Annotated in this window: 23 protein-coding genes; 8 read left to right on the top strand and 15 right to left on the bottom strand. The window is 36.3% G+C overall.

Features of this window, described 5'->3' with window-relative positions:
* The first annotated feature begins 60 nt into the window (after nucleotides 1-60).
* Nucleotides 61-645: a nicotinate (nicotinamide) nucleotide adenylyltransferase gene (nadD, locus tag LKL37_RS17680; protein WP_431611783.1), complete on the top strand. Its 585-nt coding sequence runs from the start codon at nucleotides 61-63 to the stop codon at nucleotides 643-645.
* Nucleotides 646-728: 83 nt separating this feature from the next.
* Nucleotides 729-1,067 (top strand): DUF3817 domain-containing protein, encoded by a 339-nt coding sequence (locus tag LKL37_RS17675; protein ID WP_431611782.1) that lies wholly within the window; start codon nucleotides 729-731, stop codon nucleotides 1,065-1,067.
* A 58-nt stretch (nucleotides 1,068-1,125) separates the two neighbouring features.
* Here the strand turns inward: LKL37_RS17675 and LKL37_RS17670 are convergent, their stop codons facing one another.
* Entirely contained in the window at nucleotides 1,126-2,907 is a 1,782-nt protein-coding gene (locus LKL37_RS17670) for a carboxypeptidase-like regulatory domain-containing protein (RefSeq protein ID WP_431611781.1), read from the bottom strand.
* A 322-nt stretch (nucleotides 2,908-3,229) separates the two neighbouring features.
* Here LKL37_RS17670 and LKL37_RS17665 point away from each other — a divergent pair, with 322 nt between their 5' ends.
* The 3 genes from LKL37_RS17665 to LKL37_RS17655 are packed head-to-tail and all read left to right on the top strand — an operon-like array spanning nucleotide 3,230 to nucleotide 8,729.
* The gene (locus LKL37_RS17665) at nucleotides 3,230-5,491 is read left to right on the top strand and encodes a TonB-dependent receptor domain-containing protein (RefSeq protein WP_431611780.1); all 2,262 of its coding nucleotides are present in this window, start codon (nucleotides 3,230-3,232) and stop codon (nucleotides 5,489-5,491) included.
* 45 nt (nucleotides 5,492-5,536) lie between these two features.
* Nucleotides 5,537-7,789, top strand: a complete 2,253-nt coding sequence (locus LKL37_RS17660; protein ID WP_431611779.1) for a TonB-dependent receptor domain-containing protein — start codon at nucleotides 5,537-5,539, stop codon at nucleotides 7,787-7,789.
* Nucleotides 7,764-8,729 carry an alpha/beta hydrolase fold domain-containing protein gene (locus tag LKL37_RS17655; RefSeq protein WP_431611778.1) on the top strand — a complete coding sequence of 322 codons (966 nt, stop codon included), beginning with the start codon at nucleotides 7,764-7,766 and terminating at the stop codon, nucleotides 8,727-8,729. The genes LKL37_RS17660 and LKL37_RS17655 overlap by 26 nt, the downstream gene beginning before the upstream one ends.
* A gap of 49 nt (nucleotides 8,730-8,778) precedes the next feature.
* On the opposite strand, the gene LKL37_RS17650 is transcribed toward LKL37_RS17655, so the two are convergent.
* The 10 genes from LKL37_RS17650 to LKL37_RS17605 form a co-directional block, all read right to left on the bottom strand.
* A complete protein-coding gene (locus LKL37_RS17650; protein WP_431611777.1) occupies nucleotides 8,779-10,533 on the bottom strand; it encodes a discoidin domain-containing protein in 1,755 nt (584 codons plus the stop codon).
* Between the two features lie 27 nt (nucleotides 10,534-10,560).
* A complete protein-coding gene (locus LKL37_RS17645; protein WP_431611776.1) occupies nucleotides 10,561-11,586 on the bottom strand; it encodes a hypothetical protein in 1,026 nt (341 codons plus the stop codon).
* A gap of 9 nt (nucleotides 11,587-11,595) precedes the next feature.
* On the bottom strand, nucleotides 11,596-13,122 hold the full coding sequence (locus tag LKL37_RS17640) for an NAD(P)-binding protein (RefSeq protein ID WP_431611775.1): 1,527 nt from the start codon (nucleotides 13,120-13,122) through the stop codon (nucleotides 11,596-11,598).
* 37 nt (nucleotides 13,123-13,159) lie between these two features.
* On the bottom strand, nucleotides 13,160-14,674 hold the full coding sequence (locus tag LKL37_RS17635) for a polyamine aminopropyltransferase (RefSeq protein ID WP_431611774.1): 1,515 nt from the start codon (nucleotides 14,672-14,674) through the stop codon (nucleotides 13,160-13,162).
* On the bottom strand, nucleotides 14,667-14,882 hold the full coding sequence (locus LKL37_RS17630; RefSeq protein WP_045491052.1) for a DUF350 domain-containing protein: 216 nt from the start codon (nucleotides 14,880-14,882) through the stop codon (nucleotides 14,667-14,669). The genes LKL37_RS17635 and LKL37_RS17630 overlap by 8 nt, the downstream gene beginning before the upstream one ends.
* A gap of 13 nt (nucleotides 14,883-14,895) precedes the next feature.
* On the bottom strand, nucleotides 14,896-15,090 hold the full coding sequence (locus LKL37_RS17625) for a hypothetical protein (RefSeq protein ID WP_431611773.1): 195 nt from the start codon (nucleotides 15,088-15,090) through the stop codon (nucleotides 14,896-14,898).
* On the bottom strand, nucleotides 15,087-16,544 hold the full coding sequence (locus LKL37_RS17620) for a DUF4178 domain-containing protein (RefSeq protein WP_431611771.1): 1,458 nt from the start codon (nucleotides 16,542-16,544) through the stop codon (nucleotides 15,087-15,089). The genes LKL37_RS17625 and LKL37_RS17620 overlap by 4 nt, the downstream gene beginning before the upstream one ends.
* 3 nt (nucleotides 16,545-16,547) lie before the next feature.
* Nucleotides 16,548-16,907 carry an S-adenosylmethionine decarboxylase family protein gene (locus LKL37_RS17615; RefSeq protein WP_047380623.1) on the bottom strand — a complete coding sequence of 120 codons (360 nt, stop codon included), beginning with the start codon at nucleotides 16,905-16,907 and terminating at the stop codon, nucleotides 16,548-16,550.
* A gap of 20 nt (nucleotides 16,908-16,927) precedes the next feature.
* Entirely contained in the window at nucleotides 16,928-17,851 is a 924-nt protein-coding gene (gene ctlX / locus LKL37_RS17610) for a citrulline utilization hydrolase CtlX (RefSeq protein ID WP_431611770.1), read from the bottom strand.
* Nucleotides 17,852-17,932: 81 nt separating this feature from the next.
* Nucleotides 17,933-18,847: a dimethylarginine dimethylaminohydrolase family protein gene (locus LKL37_RS17605; protein WP_431611768.1), complete on the bottom strand. Its 915-nt coding sequence runs from the start codon at nucleotides 18,845-18,847 to the stop codon at nucleotides 17,933-17,935.
* Nucleotides 18,848-19,137: 290 nt separating this feature from the next.
* Here LKL37_RS17605 and LKL37_RS17600 point away from each other — a divergent pair, with 290 nt between their 5' ends.
* Nucleotides 19,138-19,302 (top strand): hypothetical protein, encoded by a 165-nt coding sequence (locus LKL37_RS17600; protein ID WP_165790500.1) that lies wholly within the window; start codon nucleotides 19,138-19,140, stop codon nucleotides 19,300-19,302.
* Nucleotides 19,303-19,339: 37 nt separating this feature from the next.
* Here the strand turns inward: LKL37_RS17600 and LKL37_RS17595 are convergent, their stop codons facing one another.
* The 3 genes from LKL37_RS17595 to LKL37_RS17585 form a co-directional block, all read right to left on the bottom strand.
* A complete protein-coding gene (locus tag LKL37_RS17595; RefSeq protein WP_431611767.1) occupies nucleotides 19,340-21,517 on the bottom strand; it encodes a TonB-dependent receptor domain-containing protein in 2,178 nt (725 codons plus the stop codon).
* A gap of 80 nt (nucleotides 21,518-21,597) precedes the next feature.
* Nucleotides 21,598-22,659, bottom strand: coding sequence for a helix-turn-helix domain-containing protein (locus tag LKL37_RS17590; RefSeq protein ID WP_431611766.1), 1,062 nt, complete (start codon nucleotides 22,657-22,659; stop codon nucleotides 21,598-21,600).
* A 108-nt stretch (nucleotides 22,660-22,767) separates the two neighbouring features.
* Nucleotides 22,768-23,133: a winged helix-turn-helix transcriptional regulator gene (locus LKL37_RS17585; RefSeq protein ID WP_431611765.1), complete on the bottom strand. Its 366-nt coding sequence runs from the start codon at nucleotides 23,131-23,133 to the stop codon at nucleotides 22,768-22,770.
* 121 nt (nucleotides 23,134-23,254) lie between these two features.
* On the opposite strand from LKL37_RS17585, the gene LKL37_RS17580 reads away from it, so the two are divergent.
* Together LKL37_RS17580 and LKL37_RS17575 are read left to right on the top strand one after the other, a co-directional pair.
* Nucleotides 23,255-24,049: an SDR family oxidoreductase gene (locus LKL37_RS17580; RefSeq protein ID WP_431611764.1), complete on the top strand. Its 795-nt coding sequence runs from the start codon at nucleotides 23,255-23,257 to the stop codon at nucleotides 24,047-24,049.
* 18 nt (nucleotides 24,050-24,067) lie between these two features.
* The gene (locus LKL37_RS17575) at nucleotides 24,068-24,391 is read left to right on the top strand and encodes a nuclear transport factor 2 family protein (RefSeq protein ID WP_431611762.1); all 324 of its coding nucleotides are present in this window, start codon (nucleotides 24,068-24,070) and stop codon (nucleotides 24,389-24,391) included.
* Between the two features lie 59 nt (nucleotides 24,392-24,450).
* Here LKL37_RS17575 and LKL37_RS17570 read toward each other — a convergent pair whose 3' ends face one another.
* Complete coding sequence (locus LKL37_RS17570; protein WP_431611761.1) at nucleotides 24,451-25,737, bottom strand: citrate synthase; 1,287 nt, start codon at nucleotides 25,735-25,737, stop codon at nucleotides 24,451-24,453.
* Between the last annotated feature and the right edge of the window lie 72 nt (nucleotides 25,738-25,809).

Below are 25,809 nucleotides of genomic sequence, written 5' to 3'. Positions count from 1 at the left end.
TGATATTTCAAACTACTGTAACCTGCTACCCGGCACCTACTACCTATTACCTAACAAAAAATGAAAAAAATCGGTTTATTTTTCGGGTCATTCAATCCTATTCATATCGGACATCTTATTCTGGCTAATTATATTCTGGAAAATTCTGATATGGAAGAACTTTGGTTTGTGGTGAGCCCGCAGAATCCTTTTAAAGATAAAAAGTCTTTACTGAAAGATCATAACAGGCTTGATATGGTACAGCTTGCGGTAAAGAATTATCCGAATATGAGAGCTTCTAACGTGGAATTTTCTCTTCCGATGCCAAGCTATACTATTGATACGCTTACCTATCTTCATGAGAAGTATCCTGAATATTCTTTCAGCCTGATTATGGGAGAAGATAACCTGAAGAGCCTTCATAAGTGGAAAAATTCTGATATACTGATCAAGAACCATCATATTATTGTTTATCCGAGAGTATTTGAAGGAGAAAAGAAAGATTCTGAATATCTGCAACACGAAAATATTTCTTTGATCAAGGCTCCGGTAATAGAGCTTTCCGCTACTGAAATCCGAAATATGATCAAAGATGGGAAAAACGTAAGACCCATGTTACCTCCTGAAGTTTTTGAATATTTGGATGGTAGCAGTTTTTATAAGTAATTTTGCAATCAGAAATGAGAGGCTACAAATAAAAGCCGGAGAAAGACTCTTATCTTTTTAACTCTCACCTCATACCTCAAGAAATGGACTTCATCGAAAAATTTTTCTCAAAATATTCTCAGGAAAAAATCATCAAATGGTTTAAACAGATTTGTCTGGCAGAAGCTATTTCATGTCTTTTACTGTATTGTGTTGCGATGATCTGGATCCGATATGATGAAAATTTATATTCTATTATCTTCATCAGCGTTATTGGCAGTTTACATGGATTATTTTTCACCCTTTATCTTTTACTCTGCCTTCCTGCAAGAAAAATTTATAACTGGGACGATGAAGATTTTGTTTTCGCTTTATTATCCGCATTTTTCCCTTTTGCAACAGTTTGGGTAGATAAAAAGCTAGCCCGTTTTGACAGAGAATAAATAATAAATATACTGTATAAAAAAAGGACCTTTTCGGTCCTTTTTATTTTAATGATGATTACAAATCTCGTTTTACATGTCCAGTTGCTGTGAAGGTATGATTTCCTGAACTGTTGGTAAAAGTTCCATTGACTGTAAAATCAATGTAATCTCCTACTGCTCCAAAAGCAGTTATGTCTACAACTAAGTTTCCGTTATTTGTTGTAATAGCGCCTCCTGAAAATTCAAATCCATAATTTGAAGTAAAACTTGCAGCAACTCCCAACATATTATTCTGAGTCATAGAAAAAAATGGGCCTGCAGGACTCATTGAATTTATTCTCAATTGTTTAGGCAGCATATTAGGTGATGTAGGTGTAAGACCCGTCCATTGTGCATTGATCTGTCCCAATATATAAACAACAGACTGATTATCGATCTTATAATTTATAAATTCACTCAAAGAATTACAAGCCATGATATTCCCTAGGTTTACATTATTAGAGGTTGCAGTGAAAGTAATTTCATTGGTTGTCTGAAAATTAACACTGTCAAATCCTTCATAAGTAAATTGTGGATTTGCATTGCATGAATAGGTATTAAATGTAAAGCCTCCAGTACTATTTACCGGTACTGACAAATATTGAAAGTAGTTTGTACTTATTACAGGTTTCAGGATTACATAGCCATCAGTAACATTCGTATTTGAACAGGTTTTCAAATTCCCCTGAATGGTATAACTGGTAGTTGCAGTAGGATTTACAGTAATATCCGGGATCGTTGTTATAATCCCAGCTGGAAATGGCCCAACATTCGAGGTATAAATTACATTATTACAAACATCGTACACTTTTAAGCTAAGGGCTTCACCTGCAGGAACAATTCCAGACACCATCCCTGCATTATCTGTCATTCCATAGGTTTCGTAGGATTGAGAGCTTCTCTTTAAAGTTACTTTAATATTAGGTAAAACCTGTCCTGCAGAATTTTTTACCGTTACTTTCATGGTTGCCTGCTCAAACTGAGCATCACAATTCCACCATGAAAAATGGCTTACTGTTCCTACATAGGTGTTTCCAATCTTTGTAGCAGAACCTTCTTCTTTCCACATTCCTGTATCTTCATTATAAGACCATAATGGTATTGTAGCAGGTGAGCTTGAAGTTTGTGCAGCATCCACTGGAACGGTGATTTCTGCAGTATGTCCGTTGGCAATCTGAAGATTTTGTCCGGAACTTCCCGTTAATTGTACATGCAGCATTCCAAAAGTTTCCATCACTCTGGAATTTCCCCCGGAATTGGTTGCCAAAAAAGACCCCGGCATTAATTCATTAAGGTATTGATTGGATGGTGCTAAATGAAAAACTCCAACACTCACATTTCCTGAATAGGCATTTCCGTTTGCATCTTTGAAGCTTCCGTCGAATTTTACTTTAGTTCCGTTTGGAAGTGAAACTGTAGATGTAGAACCTGAAGTAATTGTAGAAGTAGTTGTTACAGGGATCATCATGATATTCACCTGATTTATTCCGTTGGTAGGAACTAAAACCCGTGAAGCATTTATAAAACCAGCCTTTGTCACTTTTATGTGGGCAAAGTTTTCTTTTACCGAAGCATTCTTAAATGTAAAGAAACCTTTAAGATTGGTTGTTGCCGTACTGGTTCCGATTGTAACCGTTGCTCCCGAAACCGGTATTCCGCTTGTATCCAGAACTACACCCTGGAAATTTTTTTGCGCTGTATTCCCAAAATTATAATTGGATGAAGGATTTGCTGCGTTGTCATCAATTTCTGAGAAAGTTTCATTTTTACACGAAAAAATCAAAGACAATAATAACAATAATAGATAAAATTTTCTCATATGGTATTAATTTTTAGTTTTCACTAAATTAATAATAAAAACCAATCATTATTATATTTTCTGATTTCTCATCCAATATTTTTTCAAATTTTCATCAATTTCATTTCTGTCATGTAACAAAAATGAACTTTAAATTGTCTAATTAAGTAATAAAGTCATTAAAGCTTAAAATTGACATAAAATTTTAGTAACTGATAATCAGTTATTTAAATAATTATTAAAAACATTTTAAGTACTTTGCATTGCATGATACTAAATTTATTATATATCTTTGCAATGTAAAATAACAAACCATACAAGCTATTAATTAAAAAATAATATCATGAAAACTCAAATTCTTATTGCAGCACTATTTTTCGGGGGACTTATCACTGCCCAGCAGAAAAAAGACAGTATGAAAGTAAATGCTATTGATGCAGTGAATATCAAGAAGCAGGTTTTCAAAAAACAAGGTGACCGTTTAATATATGATGTAGCATCTTCATCTATTGCTAAGGGCACCAATACGTTCAATCTATTGAAGCAAACTCCGATGATTTCCAGTATAGATGGAAAAACGCTGAAGATTTTGGGGAAAAATGATGCGGTAATCTATATCAACAATAAGAAAACCAATATGGATTCTGAGGCATTGATTGAAATGCTGAAATCTACTCCATCAGAAGATATACAGAAAATTGAAGTCATTACAGTTCCGGGAAGTGAATTTCAGGTAGAATCTAAAGAAGGGGTAATCAATATTGTCATGAAAAAAAACAAAAACAACGGCTACAATGGAACGTTGAAAATGCAGAATGAGCAAGGTTATTACAACAATCCCAATGCAGGTGCTTCTTTTAATTTCAGACAGGGAAAATGGTCAGGTAATTCTAATTTCAGAACGGGAAGCTGGACAGACAGACAAAGATACACGCTGTCTAATGGTGATCCTACTTTCAGAAATGAGTCTTACGGATATAATGATGATCCCAACAAAAACTACGGTGGAGGTTTCAATATAGATTATGAAATCAATAAAAAACACAGTCTGGGATTCTCTTATAACATGAGATATAACAAAAGCTTCAATTCTATACTGGATATTACCAACTGGCAGGATGGAGTTTTAAACAACAGGACTGTGAATAATGAGGATGCACAAACCAGAAATCATTCTTTCAATTTAAATTATGAAATGAAAACTGACTCTTTGGGAAGTAAATTAACATCAAATGTATCTTATTTATGGTTCAACAGAAATAAAGTAAGCTTCAATGAAAGCTTTCCATTGAACAGTAATCCGAATAACAACTATTCTGCATTACATCAGTCTGTACCCCAAATTATCAACAACTATGCAGCCAATATCGACTATCTGAAAAAGACTGCTAAAGGAGCAACATGGTTAATGGGCGTAAGTTATAATCACACCAATACAGATAATGACACGAAGCAGGACAAACTTAAAAACGGAGAGTTTGTAATAGATCCTAACCAGACTAATCATTTCATTTACAAAGAAAATATTTTGGGAATTTATCTGAATTATGAAAGAAAACTGACTGAAAAGTTATCCGGGAAAATAGGAGCTCGTTATGAAATGACAAGAAGTACGGGAGATATTGTAGACAAAACCGGATTTGAAAGAAACTATAACAACCTTTTACCTTATCTGAATTTAAATTATGCCATCAATTCAGATCATAATTTGAGTTACACTTTTTCCAGCAGAATCAGAAGACCAAGATTCTGGGAACTGAACCCTTCCAGAACTTACTTCACTCCTACCAATTATACGCAGAACAATCCTTTTATACTGGCTGCTAAATTTTATAATCAGGAGCTGAATTATATGTATAAAAATGCCTATTACGCGAATCTTAGTTTTAACATGGTAGAAGATGCTGCGGCTTCTGATCTGCTTCCGTTACAGGGAACGGTAACACGTCCTAAAAGAGATGCAAATGGTAATATTATCAATGATGGTAGCGGCAATGCAATCACGGAAAAAGTAAGATTTCTAAGATATATCAGAACCAATTACGGAAAAAACAGAGAGCTTGCCTTAACGCTTGGTATGAACAAGTCATGGTTCAAAGATATCTGGACAACCAATTATTCTGTGAACTTAGGATATGTAACATTTACAGGCGGTGTATGGGAAGACCCAACTTCTATGCCGGTTCCGGGAGAAACTGAACAAGTAGAACCTTATATCATTGATGTGAAAAACTATAATATGTCTCTAACCTTGAATAACGTAATCAGGCTTTCGTCTAAAAAAGACTGGTTCTTAGGAGTTAACTACTTCTTTGGAAGCCAGACAGCCATGGAAGGAGGAATGATAGGAGCAAGACAGAGTTTTGATTTTAATGTGAAGAAAATTATTGGTGATTGGACGATTGTAGCGGAAGTAAGCGACCTATTTAATCAAAGTTTCTACAGAATTAAAGGAGTACAGCCCAACGGAACCTATAATAATATCACCAATTTCAATTATCCAAGACTGATGAGTATCGGTGTTACTTACAATTTTGGAAATCAGAAACTGAAAAAAGCAAGGGAAATGAAATCAGCGAATGATGCTGTAAAATCAAGAACCTAAACTATAAAACTTATATCACTACATCCACTCTTAAATAAAAACAACATGAAACGTATAATTTTGTCAATGGCCATCGTATTCGGTACATGCGCATTTGCTCAGGAAAAGAAAGCTGACACGGCAAAAACAAAAAATATAGAAGGAATTACCATTACAAAACAGGTTTTCAAAAAACAAAGTGACCGTTTTGTATATGATGTAGCAGCTTCCCCCGTAGCCAAAGGAAATACCACGTTTGATCTGCTAAAGCAGACTCCGCTATTATCTTCAACAGATGATAAAACATTGAAAATCGCTGGAAAAAACAATGCTCTGATCTATATCAACGGAAGAAAAACCAATATGGATTCTGAGTCTCTGGCACAGTTCCTGAAAAATACTCCGGCAGAAAACATTCAGAAAATTGAAGTGATTACCGTTCCGGGAAGTGAGTTTCAGGTAGAATCATCCGATGGGATCATCAACATCGTTCTCAAGAAAAAAATGAGTGATGGCCTTAGCGGAAACATGAGAATGTCTAATACCACCAATAAATACAACGGAAGCCAGGCCAGCTTCTCTGCCAATTACAGAAAAGGTAAGCTGGGAGTGAGCGCCAATCTTAGCGGTGGAGAAAATATTGAAGCACAAACCTACACTTTAAGAAATGGTACGGCTAAAACTTCTAATCAATCCACAGGAGATATTGATGATCCTAATAAAAATCTAGGTGGCTATCTGAATATTGATTATCAGCTGAATGAAAAAAGTAATCTGGCTTTGTCATGGAACACATGGGCGAATAAAAGCTATAATTCAACAGTCAATCTTTTCAATACAATCAAGACAGAAGACGGCACAAAATATACATGGTCTAAAAACAAAGAAGATGCAAGATCTTATAACAATTCACTGAACTTAAATTATGAGTTAAAAACTGATTCTCTTGGCAGTAAGCTTAATGTAAATGCAGCTTATCTTAATTATAAAAGATTCCAGTTTACAGACAACAGAACGTATATGTCTGATGCGAATATGGGAACTGGAAATATGACAACACAAGTATTTCAGGATCTACCTCAGATCATTAATAACTTCTCCGGAATGGTAGATTATATTCAGAAATTTAAAAATGACCTGACGATCTCTATAGGAGGAAATTACAACAAAACCAAAACAGACAACGATTCTAAAAACATTACGTATTCTTTTGATCCCGCAAAATCTCCGGACCCAAGACCGAATCACTTTATTTATGATGAAAATATTTACGGAGCATACCTTACTGTAGAAAAGAAATTCTCGGATAAAATTTCCGGAAAAATCGGGGCGAGATATGAAATTACAAACAGTCTCGGAACTTCTGATAATGCTCCTACAGACGAACTTAAAAGGATTGAAAGAAATTACAATAACTTACTTCCTTATTTAAGTTTCAATTACGCTATCAACGATAAAAACAATATTTCGTACTCTTTTTCAAGCAGAATGAGAAGACCTAGTTTCTGGGAAATCAATCCTGTAAGAAATATCCTGACGGATGATAACTATACACAGAACAACCCATTTGTAAAAGCTTCCTCTACTTATAACCAGGAACTTACATATATGTTTAAAAATTCATATTTCCTGATTGTAAACCATTCCTATATTAAAGATGCTATCACTCAGGTTCCGCTGCAGGGATATCCTGTATCACCGGATGGTACGGTGGGGACTAATCCTGTATTGAGATACATCAGAACCAATTTTGGAGATAAGCAGGAAATGTCTGCCATGGTAGGTATTCAGAAGTCATTTTTTAAACAATACTGGACCACCAATTTCAACATCGGAGTTCAGCATAATATCAACAATGGAAGTCTCGATGTGGATCCTACTACAGGAGACCGATTCAGAAACCAGGATGGTAAAGATATCGCTTACACCAACAAAACGAATTCTACCAGTCTTTTGATTCAGACCAACAACACCATTCGTCTTGATAAAAAGAAAACATGGTTCTTTGGAGTTAATTATTTCTTCGTAGACAAGCAGCAGATCGAGCTTGGATTACTGAAAGGTTTAATGAGTTTAGACCTCAGCTTGAAGAAAATGTGGAACGACTGGACCTTTGCAGTGAATGTAAATGATGTTCTGAATACCAACATCGTTAAAATTGAAGATTTTCAGGATAACGGAAATTACAATTACATCCACCAAAACCGATACAACAGAAGTTTTACGGTAAGCCTTACCTACAATTTCGGGAACCAGAAAGTGAAAAAGGTAAGAGACATCGAAGGCGCTTCAGATGCTATTAAAAGCAGAACAAGATAAAGATTATCTTTCTTCATATTCAATTATTCTTACGGTATCCGCTGATTCTTTTCAGCGGATTTTTTTATATTTAATAGCTATGAAAAAGGATATAAATATTATTTTAATTTGCCTGAGCCTGCTCTTTCTATTGACAAGCTGTAAAGAAAAAAAGATAAAGCTAGGTAAAGGTGTCAGCTTTGATAAGGAGGAAAATATTCACTATGGGAAAAATTCTGACCAAATAATGGATCTTTATATTCCAAATACAAAGTCAGGAAAGGGAAAGGAAGTTTTCATCATTATTCATGGTGGTGGCTGGCGTGCTGGGGATAAGTCACAGCTCACTTTTTTCACTCTTTCTATGATGCAAAGATTTCCTGATTATATTTTTGTCAATATGAATTACAGACTCGCTTCAGAAACCCAGTATGGATTACCCAATCAAATAAATGACATTAAAGATGTTTCCGCTTTTTTAGAAAAGAAACTTAAATACAGTCCTAAGTTTATATTACTTGGTAATAGTGCTGGAGCCCATTTATCTATGTTGTATTCTTATAAATTCGATACTGATAAGAAAGTAAAAGCCGTTATTAATATTGTGGGACCTACTGACCTCTCTGATTCTGGTTTCAAAAACTATCAGGAATATTCTTTTGTTGAAAGAAGGCTTGTAGACCCTCGCATACCGAAACCGGGAACATCCAGAATAGATTTCGCAAGCCCTGTCAAATGGATAAATAAAAACTCCCCTCCTACTTTATCTTATTATGGAAATTCAGATCGTGTTATTCCTTCTTCACAAGGAAAAATCTTAGATTCTGTTTTAAATAAAAATCATGTTATCTATGAAACTTATCAATTCGATGGTGGACACTTGGATTGGGATAGACAACCCAATGGTGAGTTTCTCATCAATAAAATTGAAGCTTTTCTTAAAAAAACAGACAAAAAATAACACGTTCTGATTTTTCAAAACGTGTTACTCATTTATTTTTTAATTCAATCTATTCAGATTTTGCAACGGCTGTTCTTTCTGAAACGCCATTCGCATTGAAAGCTTCAATCTGGAAATAGTAGGCATCTGTTCTGTCTGCTCCTGTAAAGAAATATTCATTTTTCCCGTAGACCATAATGCTTCCATACAATTTATCAGGAGTCTTACCGAAATAGATTACATAGCCATCTGCATCAGGGTTCTGCTGCCATTTCATCCAGATACTTCTTCTTTCACCATACTTTTTGGGATCAGCTCTTAAAGGCACAAACCCTTCTACTTTAGCAGGCTGTTTCCCAGCTCCTTTTCCAAACACTCTGAAACCGCTTAATGCAAATTTTCCGGTAGGCATTTTCAGGTTTTCCATTTTCAGGAAACGGGCTTTTGCAGGTTGTTCAAGCTCAACATAGTCATGAGGAACGTCTTTTGTGTTTTTGCTTTTATCTACAATCACATTCCATTTCTTCCCATCATTGGAACCGTAGATTTTATACTGATGCATTTTCCCTAAGGTTTTCCCCATAAACTCAGCATTCTGATCCGCATAATTGATCTGAATGGCATTGATGGTGGAAACTTCACCAAGATCCGTCTGAAACCATTCTCCTGAATTCCCGGTTTTGGCACTCCAATATGTTTTGATATCTTCATCTACCGCATTATTGGGCTGATAACCTCCTAAAGTAGATGAAACCTGAACAGGTTTATTATAATTTAACAGCATCCATCCGGCAAAAAGACCTTTAGTAAAATCTTTCCCTTGTGCATACTGCGGAAGATAAGTTGGATAATCTCCATAAGCCGTGTTACAGTACATCACATCATCTTTATCAAAACCTGCAGGCCAGATTCCGAGCCTTCTTTCAAAATTATTTTTGGTTGAAATAAAGATGGTCGAAATGTGCCACCAGTTTTTATAATTGTCTTCAAACGTAGCGCCGTGTCCTGCTCCTCTGGCAAAACCTCCCGGTTTGTAGGAAAATGGATTATGCTGCTGATATTCGAAGCCTTCCAAAGGACTTTTGCTTACGTATACTCCATCAGAATATCCACTGAATTCCGTAGCCGGAGCACCATACTGCATATAATATTTCCCGTTGTGTTTTGTCATCCAGGCCCCTTCTACAAAAGGCTGAAGAAAAACATTATCATTATATTCCCCAAAACGTTCCCAGCCATGATCTTCAGGTTTTAGCTTAATAATAGGCTTTACGAAACCTTCAGACTGAAGATTTTTCACTTTCACCTCTGTTCCCAGCAATGGCCATTCGTTACTTGAGCCCCAGTACAGATACAGTTTATTTTTATCTTCATCATAATGGAATGCCGGATCCCAAGCTCCTACTTTTAAAGTATCTACAGCAATTTTCCAATCGTCTTTCGTTGGGTTTGTACTTTTCCAGATCGGAAAATCCTGCTCCCAGGTAGAGCCATAGACGTACAGCGTATCTTTCATTGCCCAGACAGCCGGAGCATTAAGGTCATGAGTATATTTATTATCTCTTAAAAATTTGCGTTTGACAAATTTCCAGTCCAGCATATCATCACTGTACCAGTATCCTTCCTGATTGGTAGAAAAAAGAAACAGTTTATTCTTAAAATTAACAATTACCGGATCTGCCGTAGCACGGTGTTTTCCCTGTTTTGAAAAAACTTCGAAAGGGGTATAACCATAATCAATATTAATGGGATTACAGAACGTTTTCTGCTGAGCCCCTACAATCATTCCAAGAAAAATTGCTAATGACAGAAAGTATTGTCTCATTATTAGATTTTAAAGATTACCGCAAAGTTAACTAACTTTTTTTGGTTTTCTCCAAATAAAGCCATCAAGCAGATAATGAGTAAGCTGCGGAACCACCAATAAAGGAACGAGAAACTGAAACAATTTTTCTGAAATAATTACATTCAGGGAAAAATGTTCGTTCCATACCAAAGTTTCCCATAAAAATTCTTCCAAAAAGGCGAAACCTAAAATAACTCCTATAAATAAAAATATTCCTGAAAAAGATTTAAAAACCTGCATTCTGTTCAGCTGGCCATTTTCCTTTTGTTGGATTTCCCGGATATAAATCAATGCGATATAAGGAATTCCGTGAGAAACTACATTCAGAAAAGTAAACAGAAGGTCATTATTGAAATAGACAACCCCAAAATACCAGGAAAGAAAAGTTCCGGTGATCAATGCGATTTTCGGGATATTAATATTTCTTGTTTTAAAAGCTTCGAAAACAGTTTTAATGATCCAAATGAGCAGAATTGTAAAATACGCAATCGTAATCAGAGGAAGATAGTTTGGAAGATTTTGAAGCCAGTCAAACTCATTGTTGAGAAACCAGGTAAAAGCACGAGGAGTTTTAAACCAGTACAACATCGGATAAACAGTAGCGGAGTAAACAGCAACCTCATCTATTTTTTTGCTCCAGTTATTGGGTTCAAAGCGGGCATAGATCCTCATAAAACCATATTGCTGGCGTATAAAATGAAAAACGGCTATCAATGCCAGGACCGACCAGAATGTCAGACTCCCAAACTGAAACAGGATAATCCCTAAAATCCAGCTTATTGCAGGAATTCCGAGATAAAGCCATTTATTTTTCTGTATTTCTCCCTTTACAAAATAGGTTTTGAACAGGGTAGAATATACATGCGCCACATCCACAAAAACGATCAGGAAAAGCCATGTGTAAAAGGAATAATGATTTTCTAACTCTTGAATTTGTTTCTGAAAAAGAAAAATAATCAACAATACAACAAAAGGTGGTGATAAGATAAACCACCAGTCTGTTTTTGCGTTATGTATCCACGGCTGTTTCATTGTATTATTTTATATCATTTGTTCTGCAGTCCGGATTCCCTGATAAAAGGCTTCTTCAAAAATAGATATTCCTGAAAGATCGGAATGGGCAAAGAAAATTTTGTCTTCCACAGGTTCTTTCGCCATTCTTGTATTTTCCCCAAAGATCTGATTGGGAACAGGAGCAATCATGGCGTGTCCTATTTTATGAAACTGCATTTCGAGAATAAAATCTTCTATCAGAGGATGCGCTTTCTTCAGATCATTTAAAACTAAATCTTTCAGTTCAGCATCTTTCATAGCATAAAGTTGTTTCCTTGCTTTCTTACAGTCTGCTGTTGAAAAGCTTTTATAGTGGGTAATCACTTTCTCACCTATAATCTGGTTCAGATTCTGATGTTGGTCAAAGATATATCCCAAACCGGAAGATCCATAGATCACATTATCCCAGGCGAGTTCTTCATCTCCTCCGAATTCGTTTTTCAGCGTAATCGTTGTTAAAAGCCACGGAACATAATGAAATGACGAGGCTTTTTTTTGATTAAAAATTCTTTCATTCACAAACTGAGGTGTTGCAAACAGCACTTTATCAGCAATGATTTTTTTTGTTTTCTTTTGAGTATTATCAAAACTTAAGACCTCAACTTTATCATTGATTTTTACACCAAAAACCAGATTTCCTGGCATGTGTTTTCCTTCTGTGTACTTTGAAAAGTGGTTGGCAAGCCTTGCATTTCCTTCCGGCCATGTGAATACCTGATCTTTATATTTCGTGCTCCAGTTGTTTTTTCTACCGGCAAAATAATGAATTCCCGCCCACGCAGAAACGTAGTCTATTCCTAATCCGAAATCGTCTCTGCAGGAATAATCCAGCAGCCAGAGAAGTTCTTCAGAGTGATAGTTATTTTCCTTAAGCCAGTCTTTGAAAATGATTTTTTCAAGCTTTACAACCTCATCTTCCCTGCTTGAATCGTGCACCGGAATGGCAAACCAATATTTCCCCTGTGCATCTTTCTTTACACGAAGTTCATCCATCAACTTAAAAAAGCGGTTAAGCTCTTGCTGGGTTATTGCTGAAATACCTCTTTGAGGCACAATATCATTTTGCCATGAATTCTTATAAAACAATCTTTCCTGCTGTGGAAAAGTCATTTGGTATTCATCAAGAACAGGTTCACCATTTTCTTCTGTTCCAATGCAGATTCCACATTCTTTTAAAAAGTCTATAATTTCTACGTTCTCCTTATTAGGTAAGGGTAAATAATGCGCACCTAAAGGAAATTTTGAAAATGAATTTTGTCCGTTGGAAGAATTTCCTCCCAGATGGTTTTCCATTTCCAAAAGAAGATAATCCTGTTCATTATTCTGGCTGAAAAATCGGCATGCAGAAAGTCCGGAAATTCCACCGCCAACGATAAGATATTTCGTGTGGATAACTTCTGAAAACTGTGGAAAATCTTTAGCCCACAGCTTATGACCGAGAACATGGTTTGTCCCGGTGATTTTAAGCAGCAATGATTTTACTTTCTTTCCGCAATACTGCAAAAAGGGAAGCATCAGGCTACCTAAAAATATAGTTTTAAGAAAATCCTTTCTACTGTACTTTCCCCCACTCTTCATCGAAATAACGGACTAATATCTGGTTATCCAGACGGTTAACTTCTACGTCTCTCACTTTCATATCTTTATTAAAATAGGCCATTTGTGAAAAATCGTAATCATAGTATTTTAAACCGGGAAGCTTTCTGTAGACTCTGTTATTGACAGGTTCAAATGAAGCCATAGAAAATCCCCATTCTCCAAAAGACGGAACATAGGTGTGATATGCTGACGTGAAAGGAAAAATCTGATTGATTGTTTTTTCGATGCACCAGAATGATTTCGGAGCAAAATATGGAGAGGTGGTCTGAACTACAATTTTGGTATCAAGCGTTGTCAGCTTCTCCAGTTCTTTATAAAACTGCAGAGAATATAATTTTCCTAAGCTGTAATTGGACGGATCCGGAAAGTCGATGATAATGACATCAAATTTCTTTTTGCTGTCTTTTACCCAAATGTAAGCGTCTTTATTGATGATTTCTACTTTCGGATTGGAAAAAGAGCTTTGATTCAGCCTGCGCATGGTTTCGTTGGTCTTAAAAAACTGAGTCATTTCACCATCCAAATCTACGAGTGTTACTTTTTTAACGTCTTTGTATTTCAATACTTCTCTGGCTGCAAAACCATCACCACCACCAAGAATCAGAACGTTATCAATGTTTTTTGCCATAGACATCGCAGGATGTACCAATGCTTCGTGATAGCGGTATTCATCGGTGGATGAAAACTGTAAGTTGTTATTCAGATATAAACGAAATTCGTGAGTATTTCTCGTTAAAACGATTCTTTGATAGGGTGAACTTTTGGTATAGACTACGTTTTCACCGTATAGTTTTTCTTCAGAGTACGATAAAATCGTATCTGAGAAAAAGAAAAGTCCTAACAGAAATGCAAATGCTGCTATAGATTTTACTTTTAAGGACAAGGGTTTTGACAATTCCTTGGTAAGATAATAGCATAAAAATATCGCAATAGAGATATTAATCAATCCAAAAAACAAAGGTGTCTTTACAATTCCCAGTTTTGGAATCAAAACCAACGGAAAAAGAATCGATGCTAATAAAGCCCCGATATAATCGAATGCAAATACATTTGAAACTAAATCTTTAAACTGTACTCTGTCTTTCAGAATGTTCATCAGAAGCGGTATTTCCACTCCGACGAGGCAGCCTGTAAAAAAGACAAAAAGATATAGAACGCTTTCAAAGTGTGCCAGAGTATTAAACAAAATAAACAGCACCACAGAGCTGATTCCGCCAACGATTCCTACAAGAATTTCGATCTCAATGAATTTATCAATAAGATTTCCTTTGATGAATTTCGCAAGATAGGAACCTACTCCCATTGAAAAGAGATATACCCCGATAATGAAAGAAAACTGCTTTACAGAGTCTCCTAAAAGATAGCTCGCCAGGGCTCCGGCCACCAGCTCATAAATCAATCCACATGTAGCAATGACGAATACTGAAAACAATAAAAGCAGCTCAAGAGGAATCCTCTTCTTATCCATGAATTGCAGCGCTTATAATCATTGAAATTCCGATGATAAATGCCCCGAAGACAATAGCCAGTGCTATATTTTTGTTCTGAGCGATCTCATGCCAAGTTTTCTCCGGTGTAAGCTTTTCGATGATGAAATAGCACACGAGAAGAATTGCGATTCCTAAGAATGAGTAAAGAACCGAGTTTAATATGGGTAAGAAATTAATGTTGTCCATAGTTTTTATATTTTTATTTGTGATAGTATCTGTAGAATCCTACTCTGGAATGGCTTCTGGTAGTTCCGTCGCGGTATGTTTCCGTTTTGGCACAGTCGCAGACCTGATTTCCCTGATAAGTAAGGTATACGAACCAGGTCATGAAAAATCCTCCGATCAGACAGAGAATCCAGTTTTGTCTTATGTAATTTAATATAGTAGTCATCATGATGCGGAATAAGGAGTGTTTGAACTGTTTTTCCATTTATTGACATTAAAGAAATGTCTTCCTATCCACATAGCCACAAAAAGAGCAACCATTATGAATAAAATAAATCCGAAATTCCAGAATGAAACGGGAAGCCAGGTTGCTTTGAGCTGCACATAGGTATTGCCTGATGTAGGATCTGTAGTAGGCTTAGGTGCTTCAGCATTGATCAGAGAATCTATTTTTGAAGTTCCGAACGATGCTTTTACCAGTTTACCCAATTCTGTTGTATCTTTTTCCAGAGTCTTTCCGTCTGCAAAGGTTGTAGTTTGGGCCTTAAGTAGGTCGGTGATCTCTATAGTTCCTGATTTATCACGGGATATCATCACTTTTGAATCCGGAGACTGAAGGTTGGAAAAGGCAGGTAAAGAACCTTCCTTCTCTGCAGAGATAAGAAAGTGATATTTTCCTGAGCTTACCCCACAAAGGTTGAATTCCTCAGACTGACTTCCTTCTGACCAGCTTTCCCCATCTTCATAACCATGATACTGTTCGATATCTTTAGAGGTATAAATAATTTCATTGGTATTTTCATTCACAAGACTCAGCTGGATATTCGCCCAGGAATTATCAACACCTGAAAATGCACTCACCTTTAATGGTGCTGAGCCTCCTGAAAGGGTAAAACTTTTGCTCACCATTTCTTTACCCTGTACATCTGCAAAATTGATGGTCTCCGCAAAAACGGTTTCGTTCGTTCTTGAAGTATAAACATAGAGCTGAAGCAGACATATCATCAATGCTGCCGCACAAAAGATGTTGACCACCTGCCTTATGTTGAAATAATAAGGCTGAACGATTCCAACTCCCGTATAATAGGGCATATGAGCTATTTTAAAAGCTCTTTTAACGTCGTGTTTTGAAATGTGAACTCCATAGAAGTACTGGCTTTTCTTGCTGGTCTTCTCCTGAGAGATCATACGGGTTCCGTTGACATATTCTTTGTAGGTAGCAATGCTGAAATCCAGATGTTCATCAAAAAACCCGGCGGCGGCATCGATACTGCATGGTGTATTTTCGTACCAGCGATAAGTTCGTCCGGCATAGGTTGGTAATTTTGAATCTTTACTTTTAAAATCGTCAGGATGCATTGGAATTATAAAAACCCAATGTCCGTCACTTTCACTTAGGAAAGCATCATTTCCCTTATTATCTTTTAAAGAGTATTCACGCCAGAAAATACTGTTTCCGTATTTCCTGACAACAATTGCTACAACGGTATATTCTACATCTTCAATTTTCCCTTTCTGTCCGACATCCAATACAACGTTTTCTGTCGGCACTTTCAAATGTTTGGTCTTCTTATTTCCGGCTGCATCAATGAGGTGAGAGCAGGTTTGGCAAACATATTCCTCAATAGGAAAAGTAAGATCTAATTTATTTTCTGATTCGCATGCTGGGCAGACATAGTGCATTTGTTATCTGTAAATTTTGTGTTTCTGAATGGTATTAGCTTTAAAATACTGAACTACTTCATCTGCAATCTGCTCTACTTTTGTGGTATTGTCCTGCGTATAATTGCAAAGAAAAACATCAAAAGTAAGCTGTTTAAATTCCGGCCACGTATGGATACAAAGGTGAGACTCTTTCAGGATCACTGCGGAAGTAAAACTATCATTTTCAAAAATATGATTGGTGACTCCTACAATTTCTACATCTTTTGTTTTCAGAATTTCTTCTGTAAACGTCAGAAAACCTTTGCTGTCTAATAACAAATCTTCTGACTCTGTTTCCAAAGTCAGAAGAATATGTAAACCTTTACTTGATAATGGGTTCAATTAATTTTTTCGTAAATATATTATTTTTTTGGAAGAAAAACCTCAGCAAGCATACATCTTGCGCTTCCGCCACCATTTACTTCAATGGTATTCAGGTCTGAATAGATAATTTCGCAGTATTTTTCAATTGCGGCTACCTGTTCTGAAGATAAAGACTGATAAGCAGTCTGGCTCATCACCAGGAATTTTTCACTCTCTTTGTTTTGAACCTGAAGCATATTTCCTGCAAACTGCTGCATCTGTTCTTCAGAAATTTCAATAATTTCTTTTCTTGAACCTTTAATGGTTTCTATTACTTTTTCTCTTTCCAGCTCATCATCAATACAATCAAGACAGATTACGACAAATTGATCTGCCACACACATCATTACATTGGTGTGATAGATAGGAAGTCTTTCTGTCCCTACGGTCTGGAATGAATGAAAAACAACGGGAGTAAATCCGAATTTTGCACAGAATTCTCTGAACAGTTTTTCATCCAGCCTCAAAGAAACTGAACCGTAAGCGATTTTATTATCGTGGTCAAAGATCATACTTCCCGTTCCTTCCAGGAAATGTCCCTGAGTTTCAGAGAAAGACCAGTCATCAATTTCAGTCACTTCAAATCCTTGAGCTTCGATGGTTTCAATAATATCTTCTCTTCTTTCCACTCGTCTGTTGGATGCGAACATCGGATATAAAACCACTTTCCCGTCTTTATGGAAACTTACCCAGTTATTCGGGAAGATAGAATCCGGAGTATGTGGATCCAGAGTATCTTTTATGGTGATTACATTAATTCCCTTTTCTCTCAGCTTTCCAACAAAAGTACTGAACTCAGCCAAAGCTTTTGACTGAATATCAGATCCTGTCTGTTCTACCTGAAAGTAATTATTTTTTGCTGTCTCAGCATTGTAACCGAATGCAATCGGCTCTATCATTAATACTGTATCTGTTGTTTGCATTTTTTTGATTTAAAAATTAAAAAATTGAAGATTGAAAGGTTAAACTCCTCCACTCTCAAACCCTAAAACTCTCCCACTTCATTATTCTCTCACAAGCGGCATTGTAGAACACCTCAACAATCCACCCATTTTAGAGATTTCTCTGTAAGGAATTTCTTCAACAGTCATTCCCCATTCGTTTCTCAAATGGTCATTCATTCTGGTGAATGCTTTGTCTGAAACTACTACATCAGGAGAAATAGAGAAAATATTCGGAAACATTTCAAACATTTCTTCATCATTGATATGGAAGCAGTTTTCTTCTCCGAAAATATCGATGATTAAACGGTAATCGCTTTCATCCACAAATCCGTTTTTATAAATGATACATTTGTCTTCTCCTATCGGATTGAATGTACAATCCAAATGCAGGATACCTTCAAACGGAATTTTATCATTTTTCTTCAATTCAAGGTCTATGATTCTTTTCTTTGGAAAATATTCTTTTAAGATTTCAATGGCATACTCGTTGGTTCTTGCCGTCTTATAGTTTCTGTAATCTTCGCTGAAGCAGGTTCCGATGAAAATAAAGTCATTCCATACGATTACATCCCCTCCTTCAATGTGTGCTGTTTCCGGAAGATTGATAATTTTTCTCCATGCTACTTTTTCAAAAACGCTTTTGTATGCTTCCTGCTCGTCTGCTCTGTCTGCAATCACATTGGAAATGATCATCTTGTCATCAATCACAAAAGCTACATCTCTTGAAAAAACCTGGTTATAGTCTTTAATGATACTTGGACGAAGTACTTCAACGTCATACTTTTTTAAAACTGCTTCAAAAGCGTTCATTTCATTGATAATATCCTCTTCTTTAGGATAAATGTTGTGTTCGATTGAGTAATATGACTTTGCGTCATAACTTTCCTCTAGCGTGGGAACTGGCCCCAATGAATTAGGCTGGCCTAGAACTACTGACTTCAGCCTACCCGTTTCGTTTTTAATGTTTAGTCTCATAAAGATTTATGCAATACTACAAATATAAGTAAAGGTCTCTATCTATAAAACTTTTGCATTATTTTATGTATTAAATTTGATTTCTAAAATCAACACTGTTCAACAAAATTTCCTTGCCTATTCAGCCAACCGCAGTGAATAGCCCCAAAAACATCTACAACTTACTATTTTCCATCTACATAAGAACAAAAAAACAGATAATTATATTATTTAATTTCCTATATTAGTGATATAATTTTCGCGAAATTATAAACAATAAAACGTAACTATTAACACCAAAAATCAAAGTCATGAACAAGAACAATCCGGTGCTGAAAAATGCACAAAAATTAGGAAGAGAGCAACAAAAATCTGTAATGGGAGGAGCACCAATTTCAACAGCCAGAAGATGTTGCGAATGGGACGATACAGGAAAATGTTATATCTGGACATGTGACAGATGCCAATGTCCATAATAAAAAACGAGAACCTGCTTTTTTCAAGCAGGTTTTCTTATCTCGTCCTGTTCTCTTCTTCTGTTTTCTGGGTTTCTTTTACCTGATATTTTGAATTTCCCAGAGTATAACTGAGCGAAAATATGAGTCTGCTGCTATCCCACCAGTGGGTAAGGCGGTTATCCATAATCTGTTTATGACGGAATTCCAGTTTCTGTTCATATGAATCCAGGAGATTATTAAAACCAATTTTAGTGTTCAGTTTATTATCAAGCCATGACTTCTGAACTGATACATCTATAGTATATCTTGGTTTAATGATGTAAAGACTGTTACCTGTTTTGGATTCATAACTGCCAAATACATTCACTATAAATCCTTTCGGAAGTGAAAATACCTGATTCAGCCTCACTTCATAATTATAGATATTCAACGCAAATACCTCATCCAGGTAGGGTCTGAATTCATAATTGTAATATCCCGCAATCTGGCTGGTGATATTCCACCATTTTGTAATCCTGACCGGAAAGCTGATCTCCAGAATAGCAAAATTTCGATAGGGAAGATTTGTTCCCAAATATTCCAGCACATTCGTTTCCGGATTATAAAGTGGATAACGGGTCATCACATCATGTTCTTTTCCAACAGTAAAACTTGTGATCCAGTTTTTATAGCGATATGATGCTTTAATCTGGCTGGTAAAGGAAGGCAGCAGGTAAGGGTTTCCTATCCAGTAATTTAACGGACTGAAATAAAACCGGAACGGATTAAGCTGCGAGAAAGCAGGTCTCGTTATTCTTCTGCTGAAAGAAAGAGAAAGTTCACTGGAGGTATTCAACGTGTAACTTACACTTAAAGATGGCAGCCACTTCAGATAGCTCCTGGAAACAACAGAATCCGCAGTAACTGCATTGGAAATACTGTTGGTATTTTCAAATCTTAATCCTGCATTGATTTGAACGTTCCCGATTTTTTGCCTGTAGGCAATATATCCAGCCCATATTTTTTCTTTATAGGAGAATATATTACTTCGCGTAGGATCAAATACAAATTGATTTCCTACTGACAATGTATCATACCTGATATTGTTATTCGTATCAGAATCACTGTATTTCACGCCTGCTTCAATATCAATGTCATTTATTTTTTGGGAAGCATCTATTTGGGCAGTATAAACATTAATCTTATTAAACAGGTCAGACTTCCAATAAGACAGTACTTTCGATGTACCCTGATCCCTATTGATAAAATCATCATTCTGTTTATTTTTAACTGAAAGATAATTCCCTAAAAAACTTAGCTTAAATCCTTTATTCTGGAAGGAATAATCGGTTGTCATCCCATAGTTGTCCTGTGTATAATCTGTAGGATTCTCACTGGCCGTATTCAATACCAGCTGGGTTTCACTTTTGTCTGTTGTAAACAGTGAACCGTTGCGTGTACGGTCATTGTTCCGGAAGTTTCCTCTCAGATTGAATCCTAATCTGTTTTTATCATTCAACCTGAAATCAGCTCCTGCCTGCAGATTGTAGGCTTTTCCAAAGTCTTCCTGATAAGTCTGGGTACGCATAATATTAGTATTTGCCAAACGCTGTAAAGCATGATAACGGTAGGTTGATATTCCTTCATTATAACCTGCCTGAACATTGTAGGTTACTTTTCCGGTGTTATATGATATATTGAGTGTATTTTCCCGATAGTTGAATTTATTGATATATACATTTCCATTATAGCTGGCTTTCCATCCGAGACGGATATTCTTTTTTAGTTTAATATCAATAATCCCCTTAAATTCAGCATCATATTTCGAAGATGGATTGGTATTTACTTCTATAGATTCTACCATTTCAGGAGATAAAGACCGCAAATAAGCCTGTAATTCCTGACTGCTCATCACTATAGGCTTTCCATCAATAAGAACAGCCGGGGTAATTCTTCCTCCAACAAAAATTCCGTCTTCCTGGTCTACAGTTACACCAGGAGTTTTCCTCAGGACATCGAGAAGATGAGTGGAAGTTTTAAAGTCTTTGTTTCCGGCAACAGATAATACCAGATTGCCGTCATTCAGTTTCATTTTTCGTGGAGCAGACCGGATAACAACTTCTGATATATTCGTTGTGGATGATTTTACTTCAGTCAGAGAATCCGGAACTTTTGATTTTACTTCACCCTGTTGTGCTTTTCCAAAAAACGAGATAAACAACAGCAGCATCAAAAACCATAATTTGATCATCATAAATATTAATTTTTATGATATCAAAAGTATCGGCTTGCCGTAACAATGCGGTTTTGAAATTGAAATTCCGCAGTACTGAATTATAAATTTGAACTCTGAAACCTAGGATCAGTAAGGGTTTGAGATTGCTTGTATAAAAGAGGGGTTGTATTTTTTATTTTCTTGAAAGTTGAGAAGAAAGTTGATTTGGAATTGAATCCTACTTCATATCCAATCTCTTCAATTTTGAGATAAGATCCGTTTTCTATTTTTTCACAAGCTTCATTGATCCTGTATTCATTGATGCAGGTAGCAAAACTTTTCCCCAGATTATCATTCAACAATTGGGATAGCTGGTGAGCTGACATATTCATTCTTGAGGCAAGATCGCTCAATTTTAAATTCGGATTTTTATAGAGCTCTTCTGTATCCATTAATCGTTCTAATTTTGATACAAAACCATCGACTTGTTCTCCGGAAATCTTTTTATTGGAGTATTTCTCTATTTCTTTTGCGGGAAGCTGCTGGTATTTTTTATTAAATAAAATCAAAAAGTTGGCATACAGTACAAACGAAAACACAAGGCTGCCTCCTGCGCAGTAGATTTGTACCCAACCTGTCGAAATCAGCTGATAACTCAAAAATATAATCACATTGCTGACCAGAATCGGAAGTACAAAATTGTTCGGACTTTTACGGTTCTCTTTAAGCAAAATATAATACTGATAGACTGTAAGAAATATAAATACAGACCAAACGGTATAAATAAAAGTAGCAAAATAGTTATCCCATGTAATCGGAAACACCAGATATAATAAACCAACAACTCCTAAAATAAGGGTTAATATCCCAAACCATTTCTGACAGTTCTTCCAATCAAACTTATCCTTCTCGAAGGAAGATTTTACATAATAATATAAAGCAGGTCCGGCAAAAAATAAAGCAGACAGGCCTAGATGTGCGATAATTCTGGGTAAATCGGGATAAAAATAAAAGCATACAGAAATCGCTACTCTTGAGCTTAGCATTAAAAGAAGAATTCCAAGGAAAAAATCCGGAGGGTATTTCAGTTTTTTAACAAACAGCAGATAAATGCCCAGCAGAAGTCCGTTGAATGCTCCTACTGCACTGAAGAAAAATAACATCTGTTCTCCGAAAGTCATTGGGTATTAATTTTTTACAGTAGTAAATTTAATCAAAATATTATATCCGATTTTGCAAAACAGATGTAAAATAGTAAAAATTGATAATCAAATATGTTTTCCTCCATTTTATGCTCCGTTTTCCAGCTTTTTCAGGATTAGTGTTCGTAAGCGTTCTTCGTGATCATCACCCCATTTTCCTAAAGCTGCAATTACCGGAATCAACGTCTCTCCGAACTCAGTAAGTTTATATTCCACTTTTGGAGGTACAACGGGATAAATTGTCTTGGTAACAAGTTCATGCTCTTCGAGTTCTTTCAGCTGCACATTCAGTACTCTGCGGGAAGCATCAGGAATCTTTCTCTGCAGCTCGCTGGGTCTTTGATATCCTTCATTAATAAACCACAGCAAACGGATTTTCCATTTACCATACAATACTTCTGCAATCAGATCAAGACCGCAGTTCAGGTTGGGTGGGATTTTTCTTTCATACATAAAACAAATGTAGCACAATGACATGATACCACAATAGGGGATAATTTTATCCCTATGTGATTCGTAAACCCGTACTTGTATGAGCCTGCCATACTGCTGAAATTTGTACAAAAAAGAAATCATGACAGAATCATTTAATTTCAACAACGAATTATCAGGTAAAATTGCTTTGGTAACGGGAGGAACGAAAGGAACCGGAAAAGCTATTGCCGAAAGATTATTAACCGCTGGTGCAACCGTGATTGTCACTGCAAGGAATCAACCTGAAGAGATGAATAATCAGCTTTATTTTATTTCAGGAGATCTGAGCCGGGCAAAAGACACCGAAAAGCTGGTAAGAGAAGTGCTGTCTACTTTTGGAAGGCTTGATATTTTAATTAACACATTAGGTGGCTCAGAAACACCTGGTGGCGGCTTCTCTGTTCTGAACGATGAAGACTGGGAAAACACAATCCAGACAAATTTGTTGGCACCTGTCCGTCTAGACAGAGGATTTCTTCCGCAAATGCTGGAGCGAAAGACGGGAGTGATCATTCATATTGCATCTATTCAGGGAAGACTGCCTTTATTTGATTCTACTTTACCTTATGCGGCAGCTAAAGCCGGTCTGATCAATTACAGCAAAGGTTTATCAAAAGAAGTTTCACCCAAAGGAATTCGTGTACTAACTGTTTCCCCAGGCTGGATCATGACTTCATCTGCAACCCGGATGATGGGACGCATTGCTGAAAGCTCAAAGATTTCAATAGAAGAAGCTACACAAAGTGTTATGGATTCGTTAGGTGGAATTCCTATTGGCAAACCAGCCCAGCCGGAAGATATTGCAGAGTTTGTCGGATTCTTAGTCTCTCCCCGGGCACAATATTTAACGGGAACTGAATATGTAATAGACGGCGGCACCATTCCTACTGTTTAATCATTTAAAAATAACAATATGAAATTACCTATCATTTTACAAGAATTCTTAAAGGCACAAAAACTTTTTGACAGTATTGCTTTTGCCAATTGTTTTTCTGAACACGCATCTGTATTTGACGAAGGAAAAATATACACTGGAAAAGAGGAAATAAAACAATGGAATGAAAAATCTAATAATGAATACCAAACCCTATTTGAGGTGATGGATTTTTCTGTGAAGGACAATATGAAAATTTTAAAAATCAATATTTCCGGTTCTTTTGAAGGCAGTCCGGTAGTCCTGAATTTTCATTTCCGGATTGAGAATGGCCTTATTACAGCTTTAGCCATTACTGAATAAGTTTAAAAATAAAGAATCCCAAAGCAAGCTTTGGGATTCTTTTATGGTATAAGCAAATATTATCTGCTTGCGATGTCGATGTAGTTTCTTTCCTGAGCACCTTGGTAAACCTGTCTTGGTCTTCCGATTGGGTCTCCTTTCATTCTCATTTCTTTCCACTGAGAAATCCATCCTGGAAGTCTTCCTAATGCAAACATTACTGTAAACATTTCTGTAGGAATTCCTAACGCTCTGTAGATGATTCCTGAATAGAAATCTACGTTTGGATATAGTTTTCTTTCGATGAAGTACTCATCTTCAAGTGCTACTCTTTCTAACTGCATTGCAATGTCAAGAGCTTTATCCTGGATTCCTAATGATTTAAGGATATCATCAGCAGCTTTCTTGATAATTTTCGCTCTTGGGTCGAAGTTTTTGTACACTCTGTGTCCGAATCCCATTAGACGGAAGCTATCATTTTTATCTTTTGCTTTAGCAACATATTTAGATACGTCACCACCATCTTTCTCGATAAGCTCAAGCATTTCGATTACAGCCTGGTTAGCACCACCGTGAAGTGGTCCCCAAAGTGCAGATACCCCAGCAGAGATAGAAGCGAAAAGACCTGTGTGAGCAGAACCTACCATTCTTACTGTAGAAGTAGAACAGTTTTGTTCATGATCTGCGTGAAGGATTAATAATTTATCTAAAGCATTTACAACTACCGGATCCATCTCGAAATCAACGTTTGGTAATCTGAATGCCATTTTGTAGAAGTTTTCTACATAGTTTAGGTTGTTATCACCATGGTTTAATGGTAAACCTTGAGTTTTTCTGTACGTCCAAGCACAAAGGTGAGAGAACTTAGCGATCATAAGCTCAGCAGCATGATCCATTTCTTCTTTAGAGTTTACGTTCACTGCTTTCGGGTTGAAAGCGGTTAATGCAGATGTCATAGAAGATAAAACTCCCATAGGGTGAGCAGAACGAGGAAAAACATCAATGATTTTTTTCATTTCGTCTGCGATGAAGTTATATTTTTTAATATTATTGTCGAATGAAGCAAACTGATCCTGAGTAGGTAATTCTCCATGTAATAAAAGATACATTACTTCAGTGAAGTTAGATTTTTCAGCAATCTGCTCGATTGGATAACCTCTGTAAAGTAATTCTCCCTGATCTCCGTCTAAGTAAGTGATGTCGCTAATAGTAGCTCCCGTATTTTTGTAACCTAAATCCAGAGTGATCAAACCTGTCTGGTCTCTTAATTTTGAAATATCAATCCCTCTGTCTCCGATAGTACTATCCACGATTGGATATTCATATGAATTACCTGCATAATTCAATATTACTTTGTTGTCTGACATTATTTATTTATTTTTTTTAAATATACCACTTTCCATAAAATACGGCAAACAAAAAATATCGTTTGCCGTTAT

The organism is Chryseobacterium sp. 'Rf worker isolate 10' (genome assembly GCF_050753305.1).
Classification (GTDB): domain Bacteria; phylum Bacteroidota; class Bacteroidia; order Flavobacteriales; family Weeksellaceae; genus Chryseobacterium.
Note: the sequence above shows the minus strand (reverse complement) of the source record. Positions and strands in the feature narration are given on the sequence as shown.

What these genes read in the sequence shown, in the direction of transcription:
- LKL37_RS17675 (WP_431611782.1), top strand. Translation starts at nt 729, where the DNA reads ATGGACTTCATCGAAAAATTTTTCTCAAAATATTCTCAGGAAAAAATC.
- LKL37_RS17600 (WP_165790500.1), top strand. Translation starts at nt 19,138, where the DNA reads ATGAACAAGAACAATCCGGTGCTGAAAAATGCACAAAAATTAGGAAGA.
- LKL37_RS17625 (WP_431611773.1), bottom strand. Translation starts at nt 15,090, where the DNA reads ATGATGACTACTATATTAAATTACATAAGACAAAACTGGATTCTCTGT.
- LKL37_RS17640 (WP_431611775.1), bottom strand. Translation starts at nt 13,122, where the DNA reads ATGCTTCCCTTTTTGCAGTATTGCGGAAAGAAAGTAAAATCATTGCTG.
- LKL37_RS17590 (WP_431611766.1), bottom strand. Translation starts at nt 22,659, where the DNA reads ATGACTTTCGGAGAACAGATGTTATTTTTCTTCAGTGCAGTAGGAGCA.
- LKL37_RS17660 (WP_431611779.1), top strand. Translation starts at nt 5,537, where the DNA reads ATGAAACGTATAATTTTGTCAATGGCCATCGTATTCGGTACATGCGCA.
- LKL37_RS17645 (WP_431611776.1), bottom strand. Translation starts at nt 11,586, where the DNA reads ATGAAACAGCCGTGGATACATAACGCAAAAACAGACTGGTGGTTTATC.
- LKL37_RS17595 (WP_431611767.1), bottom strand. Translation starts at nt 21,517, where the DNA reads ATGATGATCAAATTATGGTTTTTGATGCTGCTGTTGTTTATCTCGTTT.
- LKL37_RS17570 (WP_431611761.1), bottom strand. Translation starts at nt 25,737, where the DNA reads ATGTCAGACAACAAAGTAATATTGAATTATGCAGGTAATTCATATGAA.
- LKL37_RS17665 (WP_431611780.1), top strand. Translation starts at nt 3,230, where the DNA reads ATGAAAACTCAAATTCTTATTGCAGCACTATTTTTCGGGGGACTTATC.
- LKL37_RS17670 (WP_431611781.1), bottom strand. Translation starts at nt 2,907, where the DNA reads ATGAGAAAATTTTATCTATTATTGTTATTATTGTCTTTGATTTTTTCG.
- LKL37_RS17655 (WP_431611778.1), top strand. Translation starts at nt 7,764, where the DNA reads ATGCTATTAAAAGCAGAACAAGATAAAGATTATCTTTCTTCATATTCA.
- ctlX (WP_431611770.1), bottom strand. Translation starts at nt 17,851, where the DNA reads ATGCAAACAACAGATACAGTATTAATGATAGAGCCGATTGCATTCGGT.
- LKL37_RS17575 (WP_431611762.1), top strand. Translation starts at nt 24,068, where the DNA reads ATGAAATTACCTATCATTTTACAAGAATTCTTAAAGGCACAAAAACTT.
- LKL37_RS17580 (WP_431611764.1), top strand. Translation starts at nt 23,255, where the DNA reads ATGACAGAATCATTTAATTTCAACAACGAATTATCAGGTAAAATTGCT.
- nadD (WP_431611783.1), top strand. Translation starts at nt 61, where the DNA reads ATGAAAAAAATCGGTTTATTTTTCGGGTCATTCAATCCTATTCATATC.
- LKL37_RS17620 (WP_431611771.1), bottom strand. Translation starts at nt 16,544, where the DNA reads ATGCACTATGTCTGCCCAGCATGCGAATCAGAAAATAAATTAGATCTT.
- LKL37_RS17635 (WP_431611774.1), bottom strand. Translation starts at nt 14,674, where the DNA reads ATGGATAAGAAGAGGATTCCTCTTGAGCTGCTTTTATTGTTTTCAGTA.
- LKL37_RS17605 (WP_431611768.1), bottom strand. Translation starts at nt 18,847, where the DNA reads ATGAGACTAAACATTAAAAACGAAACGGGTAGGCTGAAGTCAGTAGTT.
- LKL37_RS17650 (WP_431611777.1), bottom strand. Translation starts at nt 10,533, where the DNA reads ATGAGACAATACTTTCTGTCATTAGCAATTTTTCTTGGAATGATTGTA.
- LKL37_RS17585 (WP_431611765.1), bottom strand. Translation starts at nt 23,133, where the DNA reads ATGTATGAAAGAAAAATCCCACCCAACCTGAACTGCGGTCTTGATCTG.
- LKL37_RS17630 (WP_045491052.1), bottom strand. Translation starts at nt 14,882, where the DNA reads ATGGACAACATTAATTTCTTACCCATATTAAACTCGGTTCTTTACTCA.